The 18,613-nt window shown below is 36.7% G+C and carries 14 protein-coding genes and 1 pseudogene; 3 read left to right on the top strand and 12 right to left on the bottom strand.

All coding sequences use genetic code 11. The features are described from left to right. Nucleotides 1-81: 81 nt before the first annotated feature. Nucleotides 82-1,113: pseudogene (tnpC, locus tag R7E42_RS12680) on the top strand (IS66 family transposase); the annotation flags it as partial. A 353-nt stretch (nucleotides 1,114-1,466) separates the two neighbouring features. On the opposite strand, the gene R7E42_RS12675 reads toward tnpC, so the two are convergent. From R7E42_RS12675 to wecA, 11 genes are all read right to left on the bottom strand, one after another. Then, on the bottom strand, nucleotides 1,467-2,393 hold the full coding sequence (locus R7E42_RS12675; RefSeq protein ID WP_258515405.1) for an SIS domain-containing protein: 927 nt from the start codon (nucleotides 2,391-2,393) through the stop codon (nucleotides 1,467-1,469). Further along, nucleotides 2,393-3,139 carry a 3-deoxy-manno-octulosonate cytidylyltransferase gene (gene kdsB, locus R7E42_RS12670; protein WP_318072735.1) on the bottom strand — a complete coding sequence of 249 codons (747 nt, stop codon included), beginning with the start codon at nucleotides 3,137-3,139 and terminating at the stop codon, nucleotides 2,393-2,395. The genes R7E42_RS12675 and kdsB overlap by 1 nt, the downstream gene beginning before the upstream one ends. Before the next feature lie 174 nt (nucleotides 3,140-3,313). Further along, nucleotides 3,314-4,111, bottom strand: a complete 798-nt coding sequence (kdsA, locus tag R7E42_RS12665; RefSeq protein ID WP_258515402.1) for a 3-deoxy-8-phosphooctulonate synthase — start codon at nucleotides 4,109-4,111, stop codon at nucleotides 3,314-3,316. A 183-nt stretch (nucleotides 4,112-4,294) separates the two neighbouring features. Continuing rightward, nucleotides 4,295-5,407, bottom strand: a complete 1,113-nt coding sequence (locus R7E42_RS12660) for a glycosyltransferase family 4 protein (protein WP_258515400.1) — start codon at nucleotides 5,405-5,407, stop codon at nucleotides 4,295-4,297. Between the two features lie 232 nt (nucleotides 5,408-5,639). Beyond that, complete coding sequence (locus R7E42_RS12655; RefSeq protein ID WP_318072734.1) at nucleotides 5,640-6,527, bottom strand: ATP-grasp fold amidoligase family protein; 888 nt, start codon at nucleotides 6,525-6,527, stop codon at nucleotides 5,640-5,642. 162 nt (nucleotides 6,528-6,689) lie between these two features. Beyond that, a complete protein-coding gene (locus R7E42_RS12650) occupies nucleotides 6,690-7,838 on the bottom strand; it encodes a hypothetical protein (protein ID WP_258515397.1) in 1,149 nt (382 codons plus the stop codon). Then, nucleotides 7,835-8,962 carry a glycosyltransferase gene (locus R7E42_RS12645; protein ID WP_318072733.1) on the bottom strand — a complete coding sequence of 376 codons (1,128 nt, stop codon included), beginning with the start codon at nucleotides 8,960-8,962 and terminating at the stop codon, nucleotides 7,835-7,837. The genes R7E42_RS12650 and R7E42_RS12645 overlap by 4 nt, the downstream gene beginning before the upstream one ends. Then, nucleotides 8,959-10,065, bottom strand: coding sequence for a hypothetical protein (locus R7E42_RS12640; RefSeq protein ID WP_318072731.1), 1,107 nt, complete (start codon nucleotides 10,063-10,065; stop codon nucleotides 8,959-8,961). Before R7E42_RS12640 ends, R7E42_RS12645 begins: the two co-directional genes overlap by 4 nt. Next, the gene (locus R7E42_RS12635) at nucleotides 10,019-11,224 is read right to left on the bottom strand and encodes a hypothetical protein (RefSeq protein WP_318072730.1); all 1,206 of its coding nucleotides are present in this window, start codon (nucleotides 11,222-11,224) and stop codon (nucleotides 10,019-10,021) included. Before R7E42_RS12635 ends, R7E42_RS12640 begins: the two co-directional genes overlap by 47 nt. A 404-nt stretch (nucleotides 11,225-11,628) precedes the next feature. Next, a complete protein-coding gene (locus tag R7E42_RS12630; RefSeq protein WP_318072729.1) occupies nucleotides 11,629-12,636 on the bottom strand; it encodes an NAD-dependent epimerase in 1,008 nt (335 codons plus the stop codon). A 377-nt stretch (nucleotides 12,637-13,013) separates the two neighbouring features. Next, the gene (gene wecA / locus R7E42_RS12625) at nucleotides 13,014-14,093 is read right to left on the bottom strand and encodes a UDP-N-acetylglucosamine--undecaprenyl-phosphate N-acetylglucosaminephosphotransferase (RefSeq protein WP_065274082.1); all 1,080 of its coding nucleotides are present in this window, start codon (nucleotides 14,091-14,093) and stop codon (nucleotides 13,014-13,016) included. Between the two features lie 1,145 nt (nucleotides 14,094-15,238). Here wecA and R7E42_RS12620 point away from each other — a divergent pair. Further along, a complete protein-coding gene (locus R7E42_RS12620) occupies nucleotides 15,239-16,555 on the top strand; it encodes an MBL fold metallo-hydrolase (RefSeq protein ID WP_318072727.1) in 1,317 nt (438 codons plus the stop codon). 239 nt (nucleotides 16,556-16,794) lie between these two features. Beyond that, nucleotides 16,795-17,802 carry a sugar transferase gene (locus tag R7E42_RS12615; RefSeq protein ID WP_318072726.1) on the top strand — a complete coding sequence of 336 codons (1,008 nt, stop codon included), beginning with the start codon at nucleotides 16,795-16,797 and terminating at the stop codon, nucleotides 17,800-17,802. Nucleotides 17,803-17,854: 52 nt separating this feature from the next. Here R7E42_RS12615 and R7E42_RS12610 read toward each other — a convergent pair whose 3' ends face one another. Then, entirely contained in the window at nucleotides 17,855-18,604 is a 750-nt protein-coding gene (locus R7E42_RS12610) for a glycosyltransferase family 2 protein (protein ID WP_082240133.1), read from the bottom strand. Nucleotides 18,605-18,613 lie beyond the last annotated feature (9 nt).

Below are 18,613 nucleotides of genomic sequence, written 5' to 3'. Positions count from 1 at the left end.
GTTACACTTCGCAAGCCTTACCCCAACGTATTTAGTCTGTAATCCATTAAATCAAGCTCCTACTGGTGAACGGTTACCCAAGACGCACCACCTAAAGTCTCTGATCTGAATGAGGCTAAGGTGCTTATTGATGAGCTGTGGGAGCAGCTCAGGCACTATGAAGATAAGCTTACCACTAGCTCCAAAAACTCTTCAAAATCGCCCTCATCAGACAGTCCTAAAGATCGCCATGAGCGAAAAATCCAATCTCTTCTCAAAGAACAGCTTGGCACAACCTTTTCAGTTGGCGCGATCAGCGAAGCTCAAACGAAAGTCGCTTCAATGCTAACGCCATTACATCAAGCGATAAAACAAGCATTAAAGAAAGCGCCTTTGATTCATGCTGACGAGACCTCTCATCACAGAAATGATGAACAAAGCCTTCGCTGGTGTTGGTTAGTGGCAAGTGATGACCTTGTCTATGAGCAAATACTTTATTCGCGCTCGACCTCATCAGCGAAAAAGGTCATTGATGAAGACTATGCAGGCATTGTGGTCAGCGACCAGTGCCCTAGCTATAACTGGATAGCCGCAGACCGTCATCAGTTATGTTGGGCACATGTGAAGCGTAACCTTCAGCAAATGGCGGATTATAGTGGCGGTGGCCACACCGCTTATATTGGCAGACATCTTTGTTTGCTGACGAAAGCCATTTTCCATACTCGGCATCGTTATGAACAAGATGAGTTAAATTATGCGCTATACTTACGAAGAATGCGTAGGTTGCAGAAATCGTTCGATCATTGGTTGAGCAAAGGGACTGATGTCATGGTCAAGCGATATCGGGGGCGATGCAAGTTACTGCTCAAACATAGAGAGAGCTTGTGGTTTTTCCTCAAGAAAGTGTCAATCCCCTTAACCAATAATGAAGCTGAGCGATGTATTAGAGGTTTTGTAATCCAAAGGAAAATCAGCTTCGGAACGACCTCGGATGCAGGCGATAAATTCCGCAGTAGGATACATACCCTCATCGAAACCTGCAAAAAACGTGGCTTGTCGGCAATGTCAGTGTTGAGTGAGATCATCACGGCTGTTGTGGCGAAGAGACCGTACCCCAACATCTTTGATCTATAGGCTGTTCCCCCCGTTAATATCGAGTCAAGTTACCTTGGTGAACGATTACGATAAGCCTACGTAGCCTGTACCGGCAATAGCAATTTTCATTTTTCCTAGTCCAAACCTGTTTAACTTTTTATATGTTTTTTCTTACGAGATACATTGGGTTCCCGTGAAAGCAATGGGATAACGCTTACCCTCCTTGATTACAACGGACCATGAGGTTAACAATAAATAATGACAGGCTTCTAGTAGCGCCGAAATTAATCGCTAATGAAATGCTCTATGGGGGAGAGGGCCGGGGAAAAAATAACAACCTCAAAAAGTGTCTCAAAATAGTCTTATTTTGAGACACCGTTATGTATAAGTGACTACTTTTTTAAAACCCCAATTAACTTATGGTTTTCAGAAACAAGTAACGTATTAATTTTTTTTTCATCCATAAGTCTGTAGGCCGACTGAATACTAGCTTCTGGAGCAATCGTTATAGGATTAAAGGTAGCAATATTAATCGCAGTAAGATCAAAAACGTCTTTACCATTAGATTCCATAGCACGACGTAAATCACCATCAGTGATAATTGCGGCTTCTGGAAAGTCTGTAATTACAGCCAATCCTAATTTTCCACTGGAAATCACATTGATAAGTTCATGGAAAGCAGCACTAGGATGTACAACAGGTAGTTCAGACACCATCTCGTCACGCACTTTTCCGAGTAAACGACGACCTAGATTACCTCCAGGATGGAAACGAGCAAAGTTTTCTGGCTTAAAGTTCCGTCTTTTCATTAGTGTGACGGTTAATGCATCTCCCATGACAAGAGTAGCCGTCGTTGAAGTTGTGGGTGCAAGTTGGAGTGGACATGCTTCCTTTGGAACATCTATATCTAAATGGTAATGGGCGTTAATTGCTAAAGTTGAGTTAGCTCTACCAGTAATTGCTATTACTATATTTCCATTGTCACGTAAAAAAGGCAGCAGTTTTAATACTTCGTCTGTCTCTCCGGAATTGGAAATAGCTATAAATACGTCTTCTGGTTTCACCATTCCTAGATCACCATGAAAGGCTTCACCAGGATGCATAAAAAAGCTTGGCGTTCCGGTGCTAGCAAACGAAGCAGCTATCTTTTTACCTATAATACCCGATTTACCCATACCACAGATAACAGTGCGACCTTTCGTATTAATCATAGCGTCAACAGCTGAAGTAAAATCTTGGTCGAGGCGTGAAGCCATATAATCAAGACCTTCTATTTCAGTTTGGATCACGCTCTTCGCAATTTTAATAGAAGTATTCATTAATTATTCTCCATAAGTCTTTTTACATGCTGATAATCGTCCAAAGTATCCACACCATGTGGAATATCGCCCAGATAAATAGTCGCCCCTATTGGTATTCCATGGTTTAAGGCTCTTAATTGCTCCAATTTTTCGTAGGCCTCAAGAGGAGCTTCTGGATGAGAGAAAAATTCGCGAAGTGCCGCAACACGGTAGGTATAAATACCGATATGTCGAAAGGCCAGATCTAAACAGACCGAATTATCGCGGCAGAATGGAGATGCAGACCTAGTAAAATATAAAGCTCTTCCATTATGGCCAAGAATGGTTTTGACTACGTTAGGATTAGTAAACTCTTCAATATTAGTAATTGGAGTTACAGCAGTAGTAATTACAAATTCAGGCTTATCTTTGGCGTAGTTTACGATGGATTTAATAAGGGCAGCAGGAATTAAAGGTTCATCACCCTGAACGTTAATTACAACAGTATCATCGGGCCAATTGAAAATAGATGCTACCTCATAAATACGATCACTACCGCTTTGATGTTCGGTTGAAGTCATTACTGCTGTTATATCAAGAGTAGCTAAGACATCAAAGATACGTTGATCATCCGTTGCTACAACGATATCTTTTAACAAGAATCCAGCCTCGACACAGCGTCGAACCACATGCCAAACAACAGGCTTTTCATTTATCTCTAAAAGAGGCTTACCTGGTAGACGGCTAGAACTATACCTAGCGGGAATTACGATCTTAATATTCATATTGTTGCTCTAATTAATTTTCCCGACATTACTATTTATCATTAATATAATTTATCTTAGGAAAAATATGGGTTAATTTAACGAGAAAAATAAATACGTCGCAACCATTGAATGGTATAGTTGTATAAATAAAATATTTCCACATCAAACAAAGCCAATTAATTAGTATATTCGTTATACTAATTTTGATTCTATAAATGCACGTCGATTTACAACTTCGTCGATTTCTAACAATGTTTCCAATAACTCTTCCATGTGTTTAAGTGGAAGCATATTTGGACCGTCACACAAAGCATTATCAGGGTCAGGATGTGTTTCCATAAATAAACCATCAATGCCGACAGCAACAGCTGCTCTAGCTATCGCTGGAACATGATAACGATTACCGCCAGTTGAACCACCTAAAGCACCGGGCATTTGTACACTATGCGTTGCGTCCATAACTACCTTGCAGCCAGTTTCCTTCATGATAGTTAAGCCTGGCATATAGTTGATTAATGTACCAAAGCCAAAGCTTGTACCACGATCGCATAACCAAATATCATCGTTACCTACCGCGCGACACTTTTCGACAACCGGGGCCATATCAGATGGATGCATCCACTGACCTTTCTTTATATTTACAGGTTTCCCCAGAGATGCAACACGCTGTATGAAACCGGTCTGACGAACAAGAAATGCTGGAGTTTGTAAAACATCAACAACGGATGCCACTTCTTCAAGGGGAGTATCCTCATGAACATCTGTAATTACTTTAACTCCCAAAACGTCTTTGGCTTTTTGTAGAATGCTCAGCCCCTCATCAATTCCAGGACCTGTAAAAGCACTTACTGATGATCTATTAGCCTTAGTGAATGAAGATTTAGCAATATATTCGATACCTAATTTACTAGTTATTTCTTGGAGCTTACCGAAGGTATCTAAAACCAAACCTTCTGACTCTATAACACATGGACCTGCGATTAAAAACATGTAATAAAACCTCAATACTTATTAAGACTGATTTCTAACTTAATGAATAATTTATATGATATTTTCACTTCAACTTTAGGCTGAAAGAAAACCACCTCACCCGATTATCATATATATTTAAGCTTAATAAACCTTGCTTGATTAAACTCGAAAAGGCTGTATAAACTTAAACGTAGATCATTTTTATAAAACTTGTTCTATTGCATTAAGGTATTTGTGTATAACGATTTTTTCATCAAACTCGCTTTCAATTTTCATTCTACTTTTACTACCCATCTCTAAGCGTTCTTCGTGAGTCATTTGAACCACTAGTTCAAGCTTTTCAGTTAAACTTTCAGTGCTACGTAATTCACACAAATAACCATTTTCACCATCATCAACGGTATCTCGACAACCAACGTTATCTGTTGTAACTATAGGCTTTCCCATTGCCCCAGCTTCCAATAAAGACCTGGGAACACCCTCTCGATAAAAAGACGGGAGTACCATACAATCAACTTTAGCTATTATATTTTCTACAGAGTCTGAAACACCTAAATAATTGACGATACCTTCATCTACCCAAGCCCGCATTTGAGAATCAGTAACAGCCGAAGGGTTATTTACACCTATAAATCCAAGTAATTGAAACTCTACTTTTTTACCATACTTAGCTCTAAGTGTTCTTGCTGCTTCAACGTAATGACCGATTCCTTTATCGAATAACATCCTAGCAATTAATAAAAATCGAACCACGTTATCATCATCTGCAGGTTGAATGGTGAAACGAGATAAGTCTACTCCAGAACCAGGCAATCTATCTGTAATTGCTATGTCAGCTAAGTTATTATCTAAGAATAACTTTCGATCATCTTCATTTTGAAAAAAAACTTTACTTGCTCTTGACTGACTCAATTTATAAAGAAACTTAGCCACTTTAGAGGTAAGATTGTCATTTATAAACACTATACCTAAACCAGCAATATTATTAATTGATTTTGAACCAACAAAATATCCCGCCAATGTTCCATATATATTGTTTTTAGGTGTGAAGTTGAGAATTATATCAGGTTTTTTCTCTTTATATATTCTTAAAAGTGAGAGGAATGTACTGACATCTTTAATAGGGTTTGTCCCGCCCTGATCAATATCAACATGACAAAACTGACAGCCGAGATTCTCCAAGTGAAGAGAGTATTCATCAAAAGGAGCTACAACTAAAACTTTATATCCTGACTCAATCAGAGCCGAAATGGTATTCCTTCTAAAATTATAAAGGTACCAACTCGTATTAGCTGAAATAGCTACTGTTTTCATTGAATTTACCTATATCATAAAAAGCCGGTTTATAGCTATATACTAAAAATATTTCCATAATAAAAAAACAACTAGATTAGTTAAACTTATTTTCACCTGATTAATTAACACTACTTCTTATATAAAAACGTATTTATTACTAGTGTGCAAAAAACTAGAAACTTGTTCTTCGATATAGAGCTATAGTCTAACCGATGAAATTCTTGGACAGAAAGAAATATTTTCATAGACTTTACTTGTCGTATTCCATCCAATAACTTCCTAATAGTAAATCAGCATCTTTATTTGATAGAGGTTCCCAACCACTGCCATGACAAAATGTTAATTCACCAAAATAAATTTTCCCTTCGACATTATACATATCAACGCGAACATAACTGAACGGTGCGGCTAATTTTTTTGCTATTTTAATTAGCTCATCCATGTTATCAGGAAATACATAGTCACTATCAACACTGTCATATTTTGGTTGAATATCATAATCAAGCTTTTCTAGAGACTCTGAAAAAAGTGATCTTTTATGGTGACTAAACCGATCGGAGTCTACCTGAATTACAACTTTGTCGCCTTGGAATATGTGCAATTTATAATCAGACGGAAGTGAGCCATCTTTATGAACTAGTAGTTCTTCCATAAGAATTTGTGGCTGTTCTATGTCGTAAAAAGGTTCGTCGATTTTTTCACCTATTTTTATTTTTAAATAGCGATTAAATTGTTTAGATATATTCTCTAGATCTCTAAGTTTTGATTTATCTAGAACTATCATGACATTCTCGCCGCCACCACCGTTACTAGTTTTTAGTACAAATCTCTTAGGGGCTTTATTAAAGAACTCTGGAGTCATTTTCACTGTTTTAGAGATTAATGGGATTAGATATTCCTCCCCAATGGTTCTGCTTACATAATCTCTTACTGTAAACTTATCCACATAGCTAGAAAATAGTAATGACGCGCTATCAAATTTTCTGGCAAAAATTTTTTCAGAAAAGCTTTTAGGCTCTTCAAAGTTTGGATAGTATCTATGAACCCAACAAAAACGAACCCTATTATAAATTTTGGCACCAAACAAAAAACGAAGAAAATCTCTTACAAAATTCTTAATCTTTTTTTTTATTTTCATTGTATATCCTAAAACATTGAACCGATAAAACCAAAGAACATGGAATTAGTTTATTTCTCACTATAAAGATAAGTGATTTTTATGATGAACATTACCATGTTGCTATTCATCAACCCAGCTACCTACTTTACTTTTCTTAATTCATCGTAGATATAAGTAATACTAGTCGTTGTGTTTATTTCTATATGCAAGTCCTATAAACATCCAAAATATAGGATAAGTAATAGATACTTTTGTCAAAGATACTATTATTAAACCTAATTTAACATTACGACTAACTAATGGATTAAAGCAAATACATAAATATAAAACCAACCCTAAATAACCAAATTTAAGAGCGATATATATAAATAGGCTGCTATCATTAAGGGACCCTAACTCCCTTTTTTGACCTAATTCAGCATGGGATTTCTTAGAGATTTCTTCATCTACAGCAAAAAAACCACTGGGTATAACTTTATTATTAATTAATTCATAAGTTTCGAAAATCAAATTGGTTCTATATCCTAAAGTGGAATCCATCTTTTCAAGTTGATAATCGATAGTTGTACCTAATACCAAAACTGTTGCGATAATAAATAACAGAAAGCTAAATATTTTAGTTGCAGAATTTTTAGCAAGTACATAATTTGATATGACTATAGAAATAATAGAAATTATTATACCTGCCGTAGAAAAAGTTAAAATAGCAGAGAAGAAGGAAATATTAGTAAATTTTATATATTTTGAAGATATTAGCCTAAGTATCCAACTTAAAGTAATAATAGATGCTGAATAAGTAGAAGGCTCAACAAAAAATCCAGTAGGTCTAAATGAAATCAGTGAGTAATAGCCGGATAAATTGTCACTGTAAATTCCAGCTCTTGTTAATTCACCTGTAAATGGGTATACAAAATCGATAAAATATCCAACTCCGTGGTAAAGTACAACTTGAATAAAAAAAAGTGCAAGGTGTATTTTAAGAACTAATACAAGAGCGGCTTCAATTGAATTTTGATAAACCCTATAGGATACAGCTAAACAAAAGTAGCTCAATAAGCATATACTATAAACAATCAAATTATTTAGTAACGAATTATAATATACCTCCATTTGTGGGCCATATAGTAAATCCGTAACAAAAAACAAACCATCCAAAAAAATTAACGTTAGCATTAATAATAAAATTACTTGTTCGGTAACACTAACGGTAATATATTTTCTTTTAAAAAATAATAAAGTTAAAAGAATAGTTAAGGCTACTATCCAAGGAATAGGGCCGTGACTTATTGTGGACAGTAGAAATATTACAATCGTAAATATATAGTTCATCGCTTATCAAATACCGACAAGTAATTGTTTACTACATTTACAATGTCATAAACTTCCACATTAAAGCCATTATTATCATCAACGAAGTCATTAATTTTATGTGCTAAGGACTTAACATCCCCGCAAGGGAATAAGTTGTGACTAAGCTTACCAGTTAATATTTCCTTGGGTCCTGATGGACAGTCGGTACTTATTACACTAGTCCCGCTCACTAATGCTTCTATTAAAACTGTAGGCAAACCTTCAAAGTCAGACGTTAATATTAAAGCTTTGGAGTTTTTCATCCATGAATAAGGGTTATCAGTTTTACCCATAAATTTTATATTTTTAATATTATTATTCTTCACATATTCATCATATTTGACTTTTTCTGGTCCCTCACCAAAAACCAGTAAATCACCCTGAAACTTAGAAGCCAGAAACCCCTCAATCAAGATATCTAGTCTTTTTTCCTTAACTAAACGACCAACATATACAAAATACTCTTTAGGTTTGAACTCACTTGAAATTGGACCATTAGCCATTCTAGAAATTAACGGGTAATTTATTGGATTATAAATTACTTTAATTTTTTTTGATGGAACACTAAACTCTGTTATTAAATCCTTCTTAATACCATCCGAAACAGCAATAGATGAATTCATTTCACTTAATACTTTTTTGTATAAGTATCTTGTAAACTTATATAAACGTTTAGACTTCAACTTCAACATCTGACTTTTTGTATTATGAAAAACAAATGTCGATTTTTCAGGAAAAGATTTATATGTGAGACTAGAGACACCGAAACCACAAAAATATATATGGTCATATGTTGTGTTATTAAGTTTTTCTAATTCCCTAATTTTATTTTCAAACTTATTATTAATTAACTTATTAAATAATATACAACCTAACAATGGAATAAATTTGTTCAGTACTCTAATCGTGACACCAAGTAACGATTTTAAAGGATATTCAAATTTAATAACAGACAGTTCACTCACGTCATAAAATGCATTATCAGAGAATGTAAGTATATCAACTTCATGTCCAAGGCTTTTCATTCCCTTAGCTAAGTCTATAGTAACTCGTTGAATCCCTCCAACACCTAGCCCTCTTACAACAAATAATACACGCTTCATTTTATACCTCGATACTTCGCTTTTTTTACAAAAACCTTCCAATTTCTTAACATTGATTTAGGTAAAAATGTTTTCAATATATCATCGAAATTTCTTATTATAGGTTCAAAGTCCAACACATATCTGCTACGAGAAATTAAATTATTAAAACAATCTTCATATCCATTTTTATTTACATCAGATAACAAAACTTTATCACCAATTTCTCCAATGTCATCCATATAGCTATTTATTACGGAAGACTGAAACTTCATTCTTTCATGACAGTGAGATTGCATCTGCTTTATAGTTGAAGATATATTTCTCTGAGATGTAAGCATCCAGCCAGATTGTAAGAAGAGAGGACTATTTCTATAGATTAACTGAGCAGTGGGTATGCCTTGATTCATAGACTTTAGAATAATAGAACTTGGCGTTGTTATTAACCCAAGAACGTTATCTATACAAAAATCAAAAGATGTATTTACATCATTTAATACATCTTTATCTTTGTCTTGTAATAGACTAATTAATTCCTCATCAAATATCCTCAATTTATAAGGTATACTATTTTCAATAAAATACTTTTGAACACTCAAAATAAAGGAGAATAGTTCTTCTTTTTCTTCGTTATCCATATATGGATTATTTGCAGTTGTAATAAGAAACATCGTTCTCTCTTGAGTACTTTTATCCATTTCAAAACTTGCTCTTTTTGGTATAAACCCTATACAACTTGTTAAACCATTAGTACTTAGATAGTTTTTCTCATCTCTTCCCATTACAGCAAAATAGTCATGAAATATAGGATCGTATAATTTAACACCAAGCTTTTTCATATATGGATTATTGTATAGGTTTTGCCATTCAATTATCCCATCTGAAAGTAAAAGTGTTTTAATACCATGTCTTCTACATGTCATAATTACTATATTGTTAGCGACTGATTGATAAAGCGTTGAAACTATTAAGTCATATTTTTTAAAATAGCTAAACGGCATCCAATATAACAAGTTACCATTATAACTTATAGTCGCATTCTTAAAACTCTTTTCAAAGTCAATTATATTTGAGCGTCTATAGTATAGCTTGCTTTCTAGAACCAAGATTTTCATTTTTAACATTAACTCTTATATATAAGTAGTAGATTAGAACGATCATATATGACAAACCAATTACCATATATATACCAGAAAAGCTCAGATCAAATAATGAGAATGTCACTACCATAAAGACAATACTACTAATAAATATTAATGGTTGCACTGTAATTATTTTCACCGAAGTTAAGAAATGACCAATCATAGCTTGACTATATGAGAAAAACGCAAAAAATATAATCGATATCTTTTCATAGTTTGTTAAAACTATTTCTTTATCTATCACTATATTGGCTATTTCAGAAAAATAAAAGCTTATAAATATTCCTGGAATGATAGTTATAATTAGAACAGACAAAAGAATTCTTTCAAAAAATTTAAACGCTTGAATTTTATTACTCTTATATAGTTTTGATATCTTCTTAACGTATAAGAATGATACTGATTGAATTATTATATTTCCAGATTGAACGAGTTGATTTATAAAAGTAAAAACACCTAAAGCAATAAGTCCAAACTTATCTTCCACATAATATTTAGGCATGCTGGATATAAGCATTACGAGTAAAAGAACTGACGACAACTTGCAACCAGCGCGTATAAGGCTTGGTTTGAAATTTATATTCGTATTTATTTTTTCACGTTTAAATAAAATAAGAAACTCTAACACTAAACATATAGCAGACGATAGCATCAAATAAAACATCATTGTATCTAAATCAAACGTTAGAATTGTTGATGTTATTAATATACTAACAACAACTATAGTTCTTATTAATTTTGACACGCTGATTATATTTATCTTTTCAAGCTGTTGATACTTTCCATATATTATATCAAAAATTAAATCAGATGATTTAAATGCGAAAACATATATAAATAGCAACAGATTAACTTTATTATTACCTAGCATTTGGTAGATAAGCAAGCAAAGTATCAAGCTAAATATTGTTGACAATACCCTAATAGCTAGGTATGAAAAAAATGAGTTTTCATCTTCATCTATTGCTAATAAATTTCGTAATCCAAGTGTTGATAGCATTAACACTGGCATTATAAGTGCTAATATATAACTATAACTACCAGTATCCTGTAAGCTACCTCTTGCTATAACGACAACTATGGCCCACTGACTGATAGCATATAATATATTAATTAATGTAAATATAATTTTGTTTGACATATTTATTAAGTTTTAACGTTACTTTTTTCATCTGAACTTTAATAGGACAGTGCAATTTTTATTGCTATACTTAGTCTATCAGGCGTTATAACAACCTTTAAATATAGGATCTCTATAACTGATTACAACATCAAAGTTACTATAGCTCTTTTGGACAGATATAGTTAATTAATTTACTTATAATATTATTATGGTAATAGATATAAAGCGCTATAGTTGTTACAAAAAATTTAACTTTTAACAGCCCCTCAATCTTTACCAAAAAAACCATTCAAACTTCCAAATGTTAATGACTTAATTAATGTAATTCATTTTTCTAATCAGATTACTAACACCGAGTTAAAAGAGTAAGTTTTCCATTAAAACTCTATCATTTTCTATAAGCTAGGCTGTCGTAATTTGAGTTAATTACTCAGATAAAATTCTTTATACCAAGTAACGAACAGTGCCACACCTTTCCGCACATCTACTTCAGGTTTGTATCCAGTAGCTTCATAAAGCGCATTTGTATCCGCAAAGGTTTGATAAACATCACCAGGTTGCATTGGCATAAAGTTCTTCTTCGCTTCAATGCCTAATGAGTCTTCTAATGCTTGAATATAATCCATCAGTTTCACTGGCTGACCATTACCAATGTTATATACGCTATAAGGAGCAGAACTGGTTGAAGGCGAACCATCTTCTACAGTCCAATCAATGTTCTTTTCAGGTATAACATTTTGGATACGGATAATACCTTCCACGATGTCATCGATATAAGTAAAGTCACGGCTCATATCGCCATTGTTATAAACATCGATGGTTTCACCTTTCACGATTTTATGGGTGAACTTGAGCAGCGCCATGTCCGGACGCCCCCATGGACCGTAAACAGTAAAGAAGCGTAATCCGGTTGTAGGAATGTCGTAAAGGTGGGAATAGGTGTGCGCCATCAACTCGTTAGATTTTTTGGTCGCTGCATATAGAGAGATAGGATGGTCGACAGAATCATCGGTGCTGAAAGGCACCTTTCCATTTAGACCATAAACGGAACTGGAGGAAGCGTAAACGAGGTGTTTCACTTTATTGTGGCGACACCCTTCTAAGATATTTAGGTGTCCCACTAAATTACTGTCTGCATAAGCAAGCGGGTTATCCAGAGAGTAGCGTACACCAGCCTGCGCTGCTAAGTGGATAACGCGATCAAATTGCTCACTGGCAAATAGCTCTGGGGTCGCCACTCGGTCGGCAATATCCAGTTTGACAAACTTAAATAAAGGGTGTTTGATTCGCTCTAACCGAGCATACTTTAAGTTAACATCGTAATAGTCGTTAATGTTATCAATGCCAACGACATCGTGGCCCATTTCTGTCAGGCGCTCGACAACCGCACTGCCAATGAATCCAGCAGCGCCTGTTACTAAGTATTTCATATTATTTTCCTAGACAACCTAAATCCCCCTGAACGTAAGGGGCATATTATGGTTTATATTTATCAATACGGGACGCGTAAAGAAAACGTACTGGTGTTAAACAAAATTAGTGTTTGTAACCAGCATTTTTCCTATTTAATTTTCATTTTGGGGTCTGTGCTTCAACACATCACCGCTTGTGCAATCGAAGCGTTTTTCCAGCGATATCTATAGAAATCTTCATTTAAAATCGTGAAGTTTTCTACATTTCATCTCAGTTTTCTTTTCAAGCTGAGACGGTTTTTATTCATTTTGAGACAGTCAGTTTTCACTAACCGCCTGTAATTACTTGATTTGGCCTATTTTGGCTACCCTGCCCCAATAGGCTTTTTTAACTTCTACTTAGACGTAAACTGCAGTCCTAAAGTATGAAATAGCTTATTGAACCAAGAAGAAATGCGCCAAATATGGCTAATTACCGAAAAATAGCACGTAAACAAAATCAAGAAAGCAATAAACATTATTGATTCACTAATGCCAACAAAATCAGCCCACAAACCGATAGCGGCACAAGTTGATGCCAACGAACAGATGAAAATTAACGTAGCACCTGGAGAAAGCCCGATACGCTGACAAATATGATGTAGGTGCTCTCTGTCTGGTTGGAATGGTGACTGACCTTTACGAATACGACGGATCATAATGGTTGCCATGTCCATCAACGGTAAAGCTATCAACCATAGTGCTGTGACTGGCTTGAAGGCTACAGCTCCTGGTTCTTGCGTGCCGCGAATCAGCATCCAGACCACGGTAAAGCCGATAAACATACTACCTGCATCACCCATGAAGATCTTAAAGCGGCGACCAAGTGGGAAACCTAAGTTCAGGAAGATATAAGGGAGCATCGCAGTCACGATCAATAAACAGATCGTGGCTAAGTATTCGTTTCCGTTGTAGACAAATACAACACCTAATGCTGTAAAGGTGACAGAGGCTAACCCGCCCAGCAAGCCGTCTATACCATCAACCATATTAAATGCGTTAATGGCGCCTATTACCGCAATCACGGTGATCACCGCGCCAGTAACTTCATTCAGGGCAATGGTTTCGCTTCCCATTAAGTAGCCTAAATCGTGTAAGCTGTGGCCTCCGATGTAAATCATCGCAAGGGATATTCCTGCTTGGATAATAAGGCGAATTTTGAAACTTACATCATAATAGTCATCTAATGCGCCGAGCACGATGAGTACAGCCGAACAAGATAAGTAGAGTGATAGGTTGTCATTCATTGGTAAGAACAGAAGGAACCCCACCAATATAGTAGAGAAAATGGAGATCCCTCCTACAAGTGGCACCACACCTTGGTGAAGCTTTCTTGCATTGGGTTTATCTACTAGACCTACGTGCTTAGCGACCTTGCGCATAACAAAAAGTAGAACGAACGACAAAATAAATACAAATAAATATGCATTATTCATGATAGCCAACTGTGTTATTAAATAAGTTTGAAGTAAATCTATAACGCATCCGACTGATTCCCTTTACGGATTCCATTGCATCACAGGTCCGATACTGCTGATTCTTTTTCGCTCATATCTGAATAAGCCGAACCCAAGAACAAGCAGGTGATTTTTTGGCGTGACAAAACCACATTAGACAACATGGGTTGTAACGCACAGCAAACGCTAATTTTTAATATTGATATGTAAGTAACTGAATCACTCCGATACTCGCTCATGACGGTCACGGGTTCATAGCTTTTTATAGGCAGGCCAAATACAAAGCTTGTATATGCTAACTAACGGTTTGGGCCGACAGTTAACTACTTCTACACGCTTAGTGCTTGGTTTTGATAGGTATGAGAAATGGAGATTTAAATTGTAACCTATGCCTAACCAACATTTGCTCGCCACTTTGTTAGCTTTGAGCGTCCCTCTGACAAAAGGGAATTACATAAATTTGTAATAGTTCTCGTTTTTTATAAATCAATCTTGCCAGAAATGCACTTAGGTGCTTATTATTATTGAACATTCTTTAGTTTGACCTCTTTCTTTTATTAGGAAGGAGGCTTCACCGATGATTTGGGCACGCTACCGCCCCTAGGTCTGGCTCCTAGAAGCAAGTTTTTGCACGTAATGTGAACGGTTGCATTTCCAAACAGGAGACGAATTGTATAGTAAACACGTTGCAACTAAAAGTAGAACGTGTAAAAAGCTTACAAAAAAATGTCTTTTTTCTGACACTTATTCCGTCATAAATGTGGCGTGTTTTATAAGATTATAATTATCAGACACTCATTTACGCAGCGAGCACTAAACAGCCAGTGACGCTGATTCCAAAAGCTTAAATGAAAATAGTTGCAATAATATGAATTGCATCACAAGCGGTTGCAATGAAACGTAGTCAAATTTATGACGAATATCTAAGTCTCTCTAAACTTTCAGTTTTGCCATTTTCTTTCTCCTATTTTGCTTGCCTACAATACGCTCACTTATTCACTATCTGCCTGCTTACCCTACCTACTGAGCGATTTACCGAATCGCTGCCAAGTAGTGAGGTTTGACTATGTGTAAAATAGATACTCACAAGTGTAAGCTAGCAAAGGTAAAAGCGTCGTTTTGTTATGAAAGTACTGCACCACGGTGGGAAAAATACGGTTACTGGCTCTTGCCACGAGCTCGTGTTACAAAATGGAAGTGTGCTGATCGACTGTGGTTTGCTACAAGGCCAAGACAATACTCAGCAGCAGAGTTTGGGTATCGACTTTTCTATCGCTCATCTCAAAGCGGTAGTGCTGACTCATTCTCATATCGATCATATTGGTAGGCTGCCCTGGCTATTAGCAGCTGGCTATAAGGGCCCTATCTACTGTACGGAAGCCACCGCTGAGCTCGTGCCGCTTATGTTAGAAGATGGTTTAAAGCTCCAATTGGGTATGCGACGTCATCAAAGAGAGAAAGTGCTCGATTTTATTCGAGCGCTTATTCGTCCTTGTCCTTACTCAGTGTGGGTAGAAATAGAAGAGAGTACTTCTCTTCGCTTTCAACCTGCTGGGCACATTTTAGGCTCAGCATATGTTGAATTTCATTTATCAAACCAGGAGGCTGTTGTTTTCTCTGGGGATTTGGGACCTCGCAACACACCTCTCCTACCGGATCCCTTATCACCGGAAAAAGCTGACTACCTGTTTATCGAGTCGACTTACGGCAATAAAATTCACGAGGATGTAGAGTCTCGCAGCAGGAGATTACTTTCTATTATTGAGCACGCCCTTGGGGATGGTGGCGTAATTGTGATACCAGCTTTTAGTGTCGGGAGAACCCAAGAGTTACTTTTTGATATAGAGCAGCTTATACATGAGCACGCTTTGCAAGATTCACTGCCTATTATTCTCGACTCTCCTTTGGCTAAAAAGGTGACCAATACCTATCGCCATTTTAAAAAACTTTGGGGATCTGAAGCGAAAGAGCGACTCGATCATCATCGACACCCGCTCGCGTTTGACCAATGCATTACGATCGAAAGCCACGCAGACCATTTACAGCTCGTTAACCGTCTCGCAAGTACATCAGAAGCCGCTATCGTGGTTGCAGCCTCCGGAATGTGTGAAGGTGGCCGTGTCGTCAATTATTTGGAAGCTTTACTGCCTGATGAAAGAAATGATGTTCTATTTGCTGGCTATCAAGCGGAAGGGACTTTAGGTCGGCGTATCCAGGATGGAGAAGAAAGTGTATTGATTGAAGGTAAGCGCGTGAAAGTGAAAGCTCAAGTTCATACGATGTCAGGCTACTCTGCGCATGCCGATATGAACGACTTAATACAATTTGTAACTGCCATTCCTACTCCTCCTAAAGAGGTTCACCTTATACATGGTGAGGGAGATTCGAAAAAAGCGCTTTATCAAAAACTAATCAACCTCGGATATAACTGCGTAATATAGTGAATTAGATAATCATTTAATTTCGAGGCAACATAATATATCGCAAACATAGTTTGTCGAATTCATTGATATAGTTACGTCAAGATTCAAAAACAAGCCATAAGTAAGGACTCAGGTTCAAGAAAATTAACAAAGTTACAAGCATGTTCTGGATTAAGGGATATAATTTCTATACGAATTAAATTATAATCGCCGACTTGTAAGCAATTGGCTAGTCGAAAACAACTTATTCCATTCCTATGACAGACAGTATGAGCGACACGCTTCAAGAACGAGAAGCTTCTGAATTAACTAAAAATAATTCTATCAGCATAACATCAGCATTGGACGAGTTATCCGCAAGTGAAACAGACGCTTGCCTTTATATCTACTGTCCGAAAGAAGACGAAGCAAAGATTGCTCAAGTGCTTAAGAGACATCCTGAGATTAACGCACAAGTTAATAACTATGCTCTTAGGGATTTCAAGAGTAAAACGCTTTGCCACTTCAAAAGCTCACATCTAAACCCTGAGCAGCAAGCGTTTCTTGTAGCTGCGACAGAACTAGGTGCTTGGGTTGAGCCTCTAGTTAGCTACTTTGATCGTTCACTTGGCTACACTGAAACTGAGCTCTTGCATAGCGGCTACTTCTTACACCAAAAAGCTTTTTCTATCCTCTCTAATCGTAAGAACAGCTGGCAAAAGCGCTTCATCGATCTCTTGTTTGTTTTTATGCTGTCATGGGTTGCTATCCCAGTAGGGCTTATTACGGCACTGCTCATTAAGCTTGAGTCACCAGGCCCGGTATTCTTTAAGCAGCGTCGCACTGGCCAATATAATGAAGAATTTGAAGTGATCAAGTTTCGCTCGATGCGAAACGATGCGGAAAAGAACGGTGCCCAATGGGCGACCAAGAACGACGCTCGCGTAACGAAAGTCGGCTGTTTTATTCGTAAAACTCGCATAGATGAGCTCCCTCAGTTAATCAATGTACTAAAGGGAGAGATGTCGATGGTTGGTCCTCGCCCAGAACGCGAGGTGTTCATCTCTGAATTGGAAAAAGCCATTCCTTACTACCGCTTTCGTCACGCCGTTAAACCTGGGGTAACTGGTCTAGCCCAAGTAAAATACCCTTACGGCGCATCGGTAGAAGATGCTATTTGGAAGCATAAATACGATATCTACTACATCAAACACCAAAACTGGGTGATGGAAGTGAAGATTCTTTTCCTTACGGTTAAAACAGTGTTGTTTGGGATGGGGCGCTAGAAAACGAAAACAAATAAATAAAAAAGGGCTATCAGTATAGGCCCTTTTTTGTTTATAAAAACTTAAAAAAGTTTCGCCTTACTACGTTAAGGGCATACTGCGAGAAATAGTAACTGCTCACTAAGGCATTTAGCTCTAGCTCTTCTCGATAAATTCGCCATTGCCATTTTGCTGCCCGTAGCTTATCTGAAGAAACAGAACTCGAAGATAGCCGATATCGCGCCAATGGTTCCTGAACACAGTATACGTTTCCACCTTTTTTCACCAATTCTAGCCACATAATATAATCTTCGTGACCTTGATGTTTTTGAGGCACAATACCAAGTTTATCTCTATTATAGATACCAGTAAGGTTGCCGATGCAGTTTCCTCTCAACATTTTACGAAAGTTGAACTCTTTTGGAAACTGGCGATAGGAAATCGGAGCTTCCCAATTCTCATCTACAAATACAGAGTAATTAGAGCAAACAATATTATATCCACGTTCGAGTACAGCGACTTGCAGCTCTAGCTTCTTAGGCTCCCATAGATCATCTGCATCAAGAAATGATACATATTGACCGTTGCATACAGATAACCCGAAGTTTCGGGGAGATGTTGGGCTTCCAGTGTTAGAATCCAGTTGATAGAACTTTATTCGTTCATCGTCAACACTTTTCACAACCGAATAAGTTTGGTCCTTAGAGCAATCATCCACGATAACTAGCTCCCAGTTTTCATAAGTCTGAGCCAATACTGAATTAATTGCACCAAGTATCGTTTTTTCGCCGTTGTATACAGGCATTATTATGGATACAAGCATTTCTTACCT

It is taken from the genome of Vibrio sp. Vb1337 (assembly GCF_033338715.1).
Lineage (GTDB): Bacteria > Pseudomonadota > Gammaproteobacteria > Enterobacterales > Vibrionaceae > Vibrio > Vibrio alginolyticus.
This window is presented reverse-complemented; position numbering and strand designations above follow the sequence as displayed.

Bases quoted from the DNA above. Each gene is read 5' to 3' on its own strand.
- R7E42_RS12675 (WP_258515405.1), bottom strand. From the start codon at position 2,393: ATGAATACTTCTATTAAAATTGCGAAGAGCGTGATCCAAACTGAAATA.
- kdsB (WP_318072735.1), bottom strand. From the start codon at position 3,139: ATGAATATTAAGATCGTAATTCCCGCTAGGTATAGTTCTAGCCGTCTA.
- kdsA (WP_258515402.1), bottom strand. From the start codon at position 4,111: ATGTTTTTAATCGCAGGTCCATGTGTTATAGAGTCAGAAGGTTTGGTT.
- R7E42_RS12660 (WP_258515400.1), bottom strand. From the start codon at position 5,407: ATGAAAACAGTAGCTATTTCAGCTAATACGAGTTGGTACCTTTATAAT.
- R7E42_RS12655 (WP_318072734.1), bottom strand. From the start codon at position 6,527: ATGAAAATAAAAAAAAAGATTAAGAATTTTGTAAGAGATTTTCTTCGT.
- R7E42_RS12650 (WP_258515397.1), bottom strand. From the start codon at position 7,838: ATGAACTATATATTTACGATTGTAATATTTCTACTGTCCACAATAAGT.
- R7E42_RS12645 (WP_318072733.1), bottom strand. From the start codon at position 8,962: ATGAAGCGTGTATTATTTGTTGTAAGAGGGCTAGGTGTTGGAGGGATT.
- R7E42_RS12640 (WP_318072731.1), bottom strand. From the start codon at position 10,065: ATGTTAAAAATGAAAATCTTGGTTCTAGAAAGCAAGCTATACTATAGA.
- R7E42_RS12635 (WP_318072730.1), bottom strand. From the start codon at position 11,224: ATGTCAAACAAAATTATATTTACATTAATTAATATATTATATGCTATC.
- R7E42_RS12630 (WP_318072729.1), bottom strand. From the start codon at position 12,636: ATGAAATACTTAGTAACAGGCGCTGCTGGATTCATTGGCAGTGCGGTT.
- wecA (WP_065274082.1), bottom strand. From the start codon at position 14,093: ATGAATAATGCATATTTATTTGTATTTATTTTGTCGTTCGTTCTACTT.
- R7E42_RS12620 (WP_318072727.1), top strand. From the start codon at position 15,239: ATGAAAGTACTGCACCACGGTGGGAAAAATACGGTTACTGGCTCTTGC.
- R7E42_RS12615 (WP_318072726.1), top strand. From the start codon at position 16,795: ATGACAGACAGTATGAGCGACACGCTTCAAGAACGAGAAGCTTCTGAA.
- R7E42_RS12610 (WP_082240133.1), bottom strand. From the start codon at position 18,604: ATGCTTGTATCCATAATAATGCCTGTATACAACGGCGAAAAAACGATA.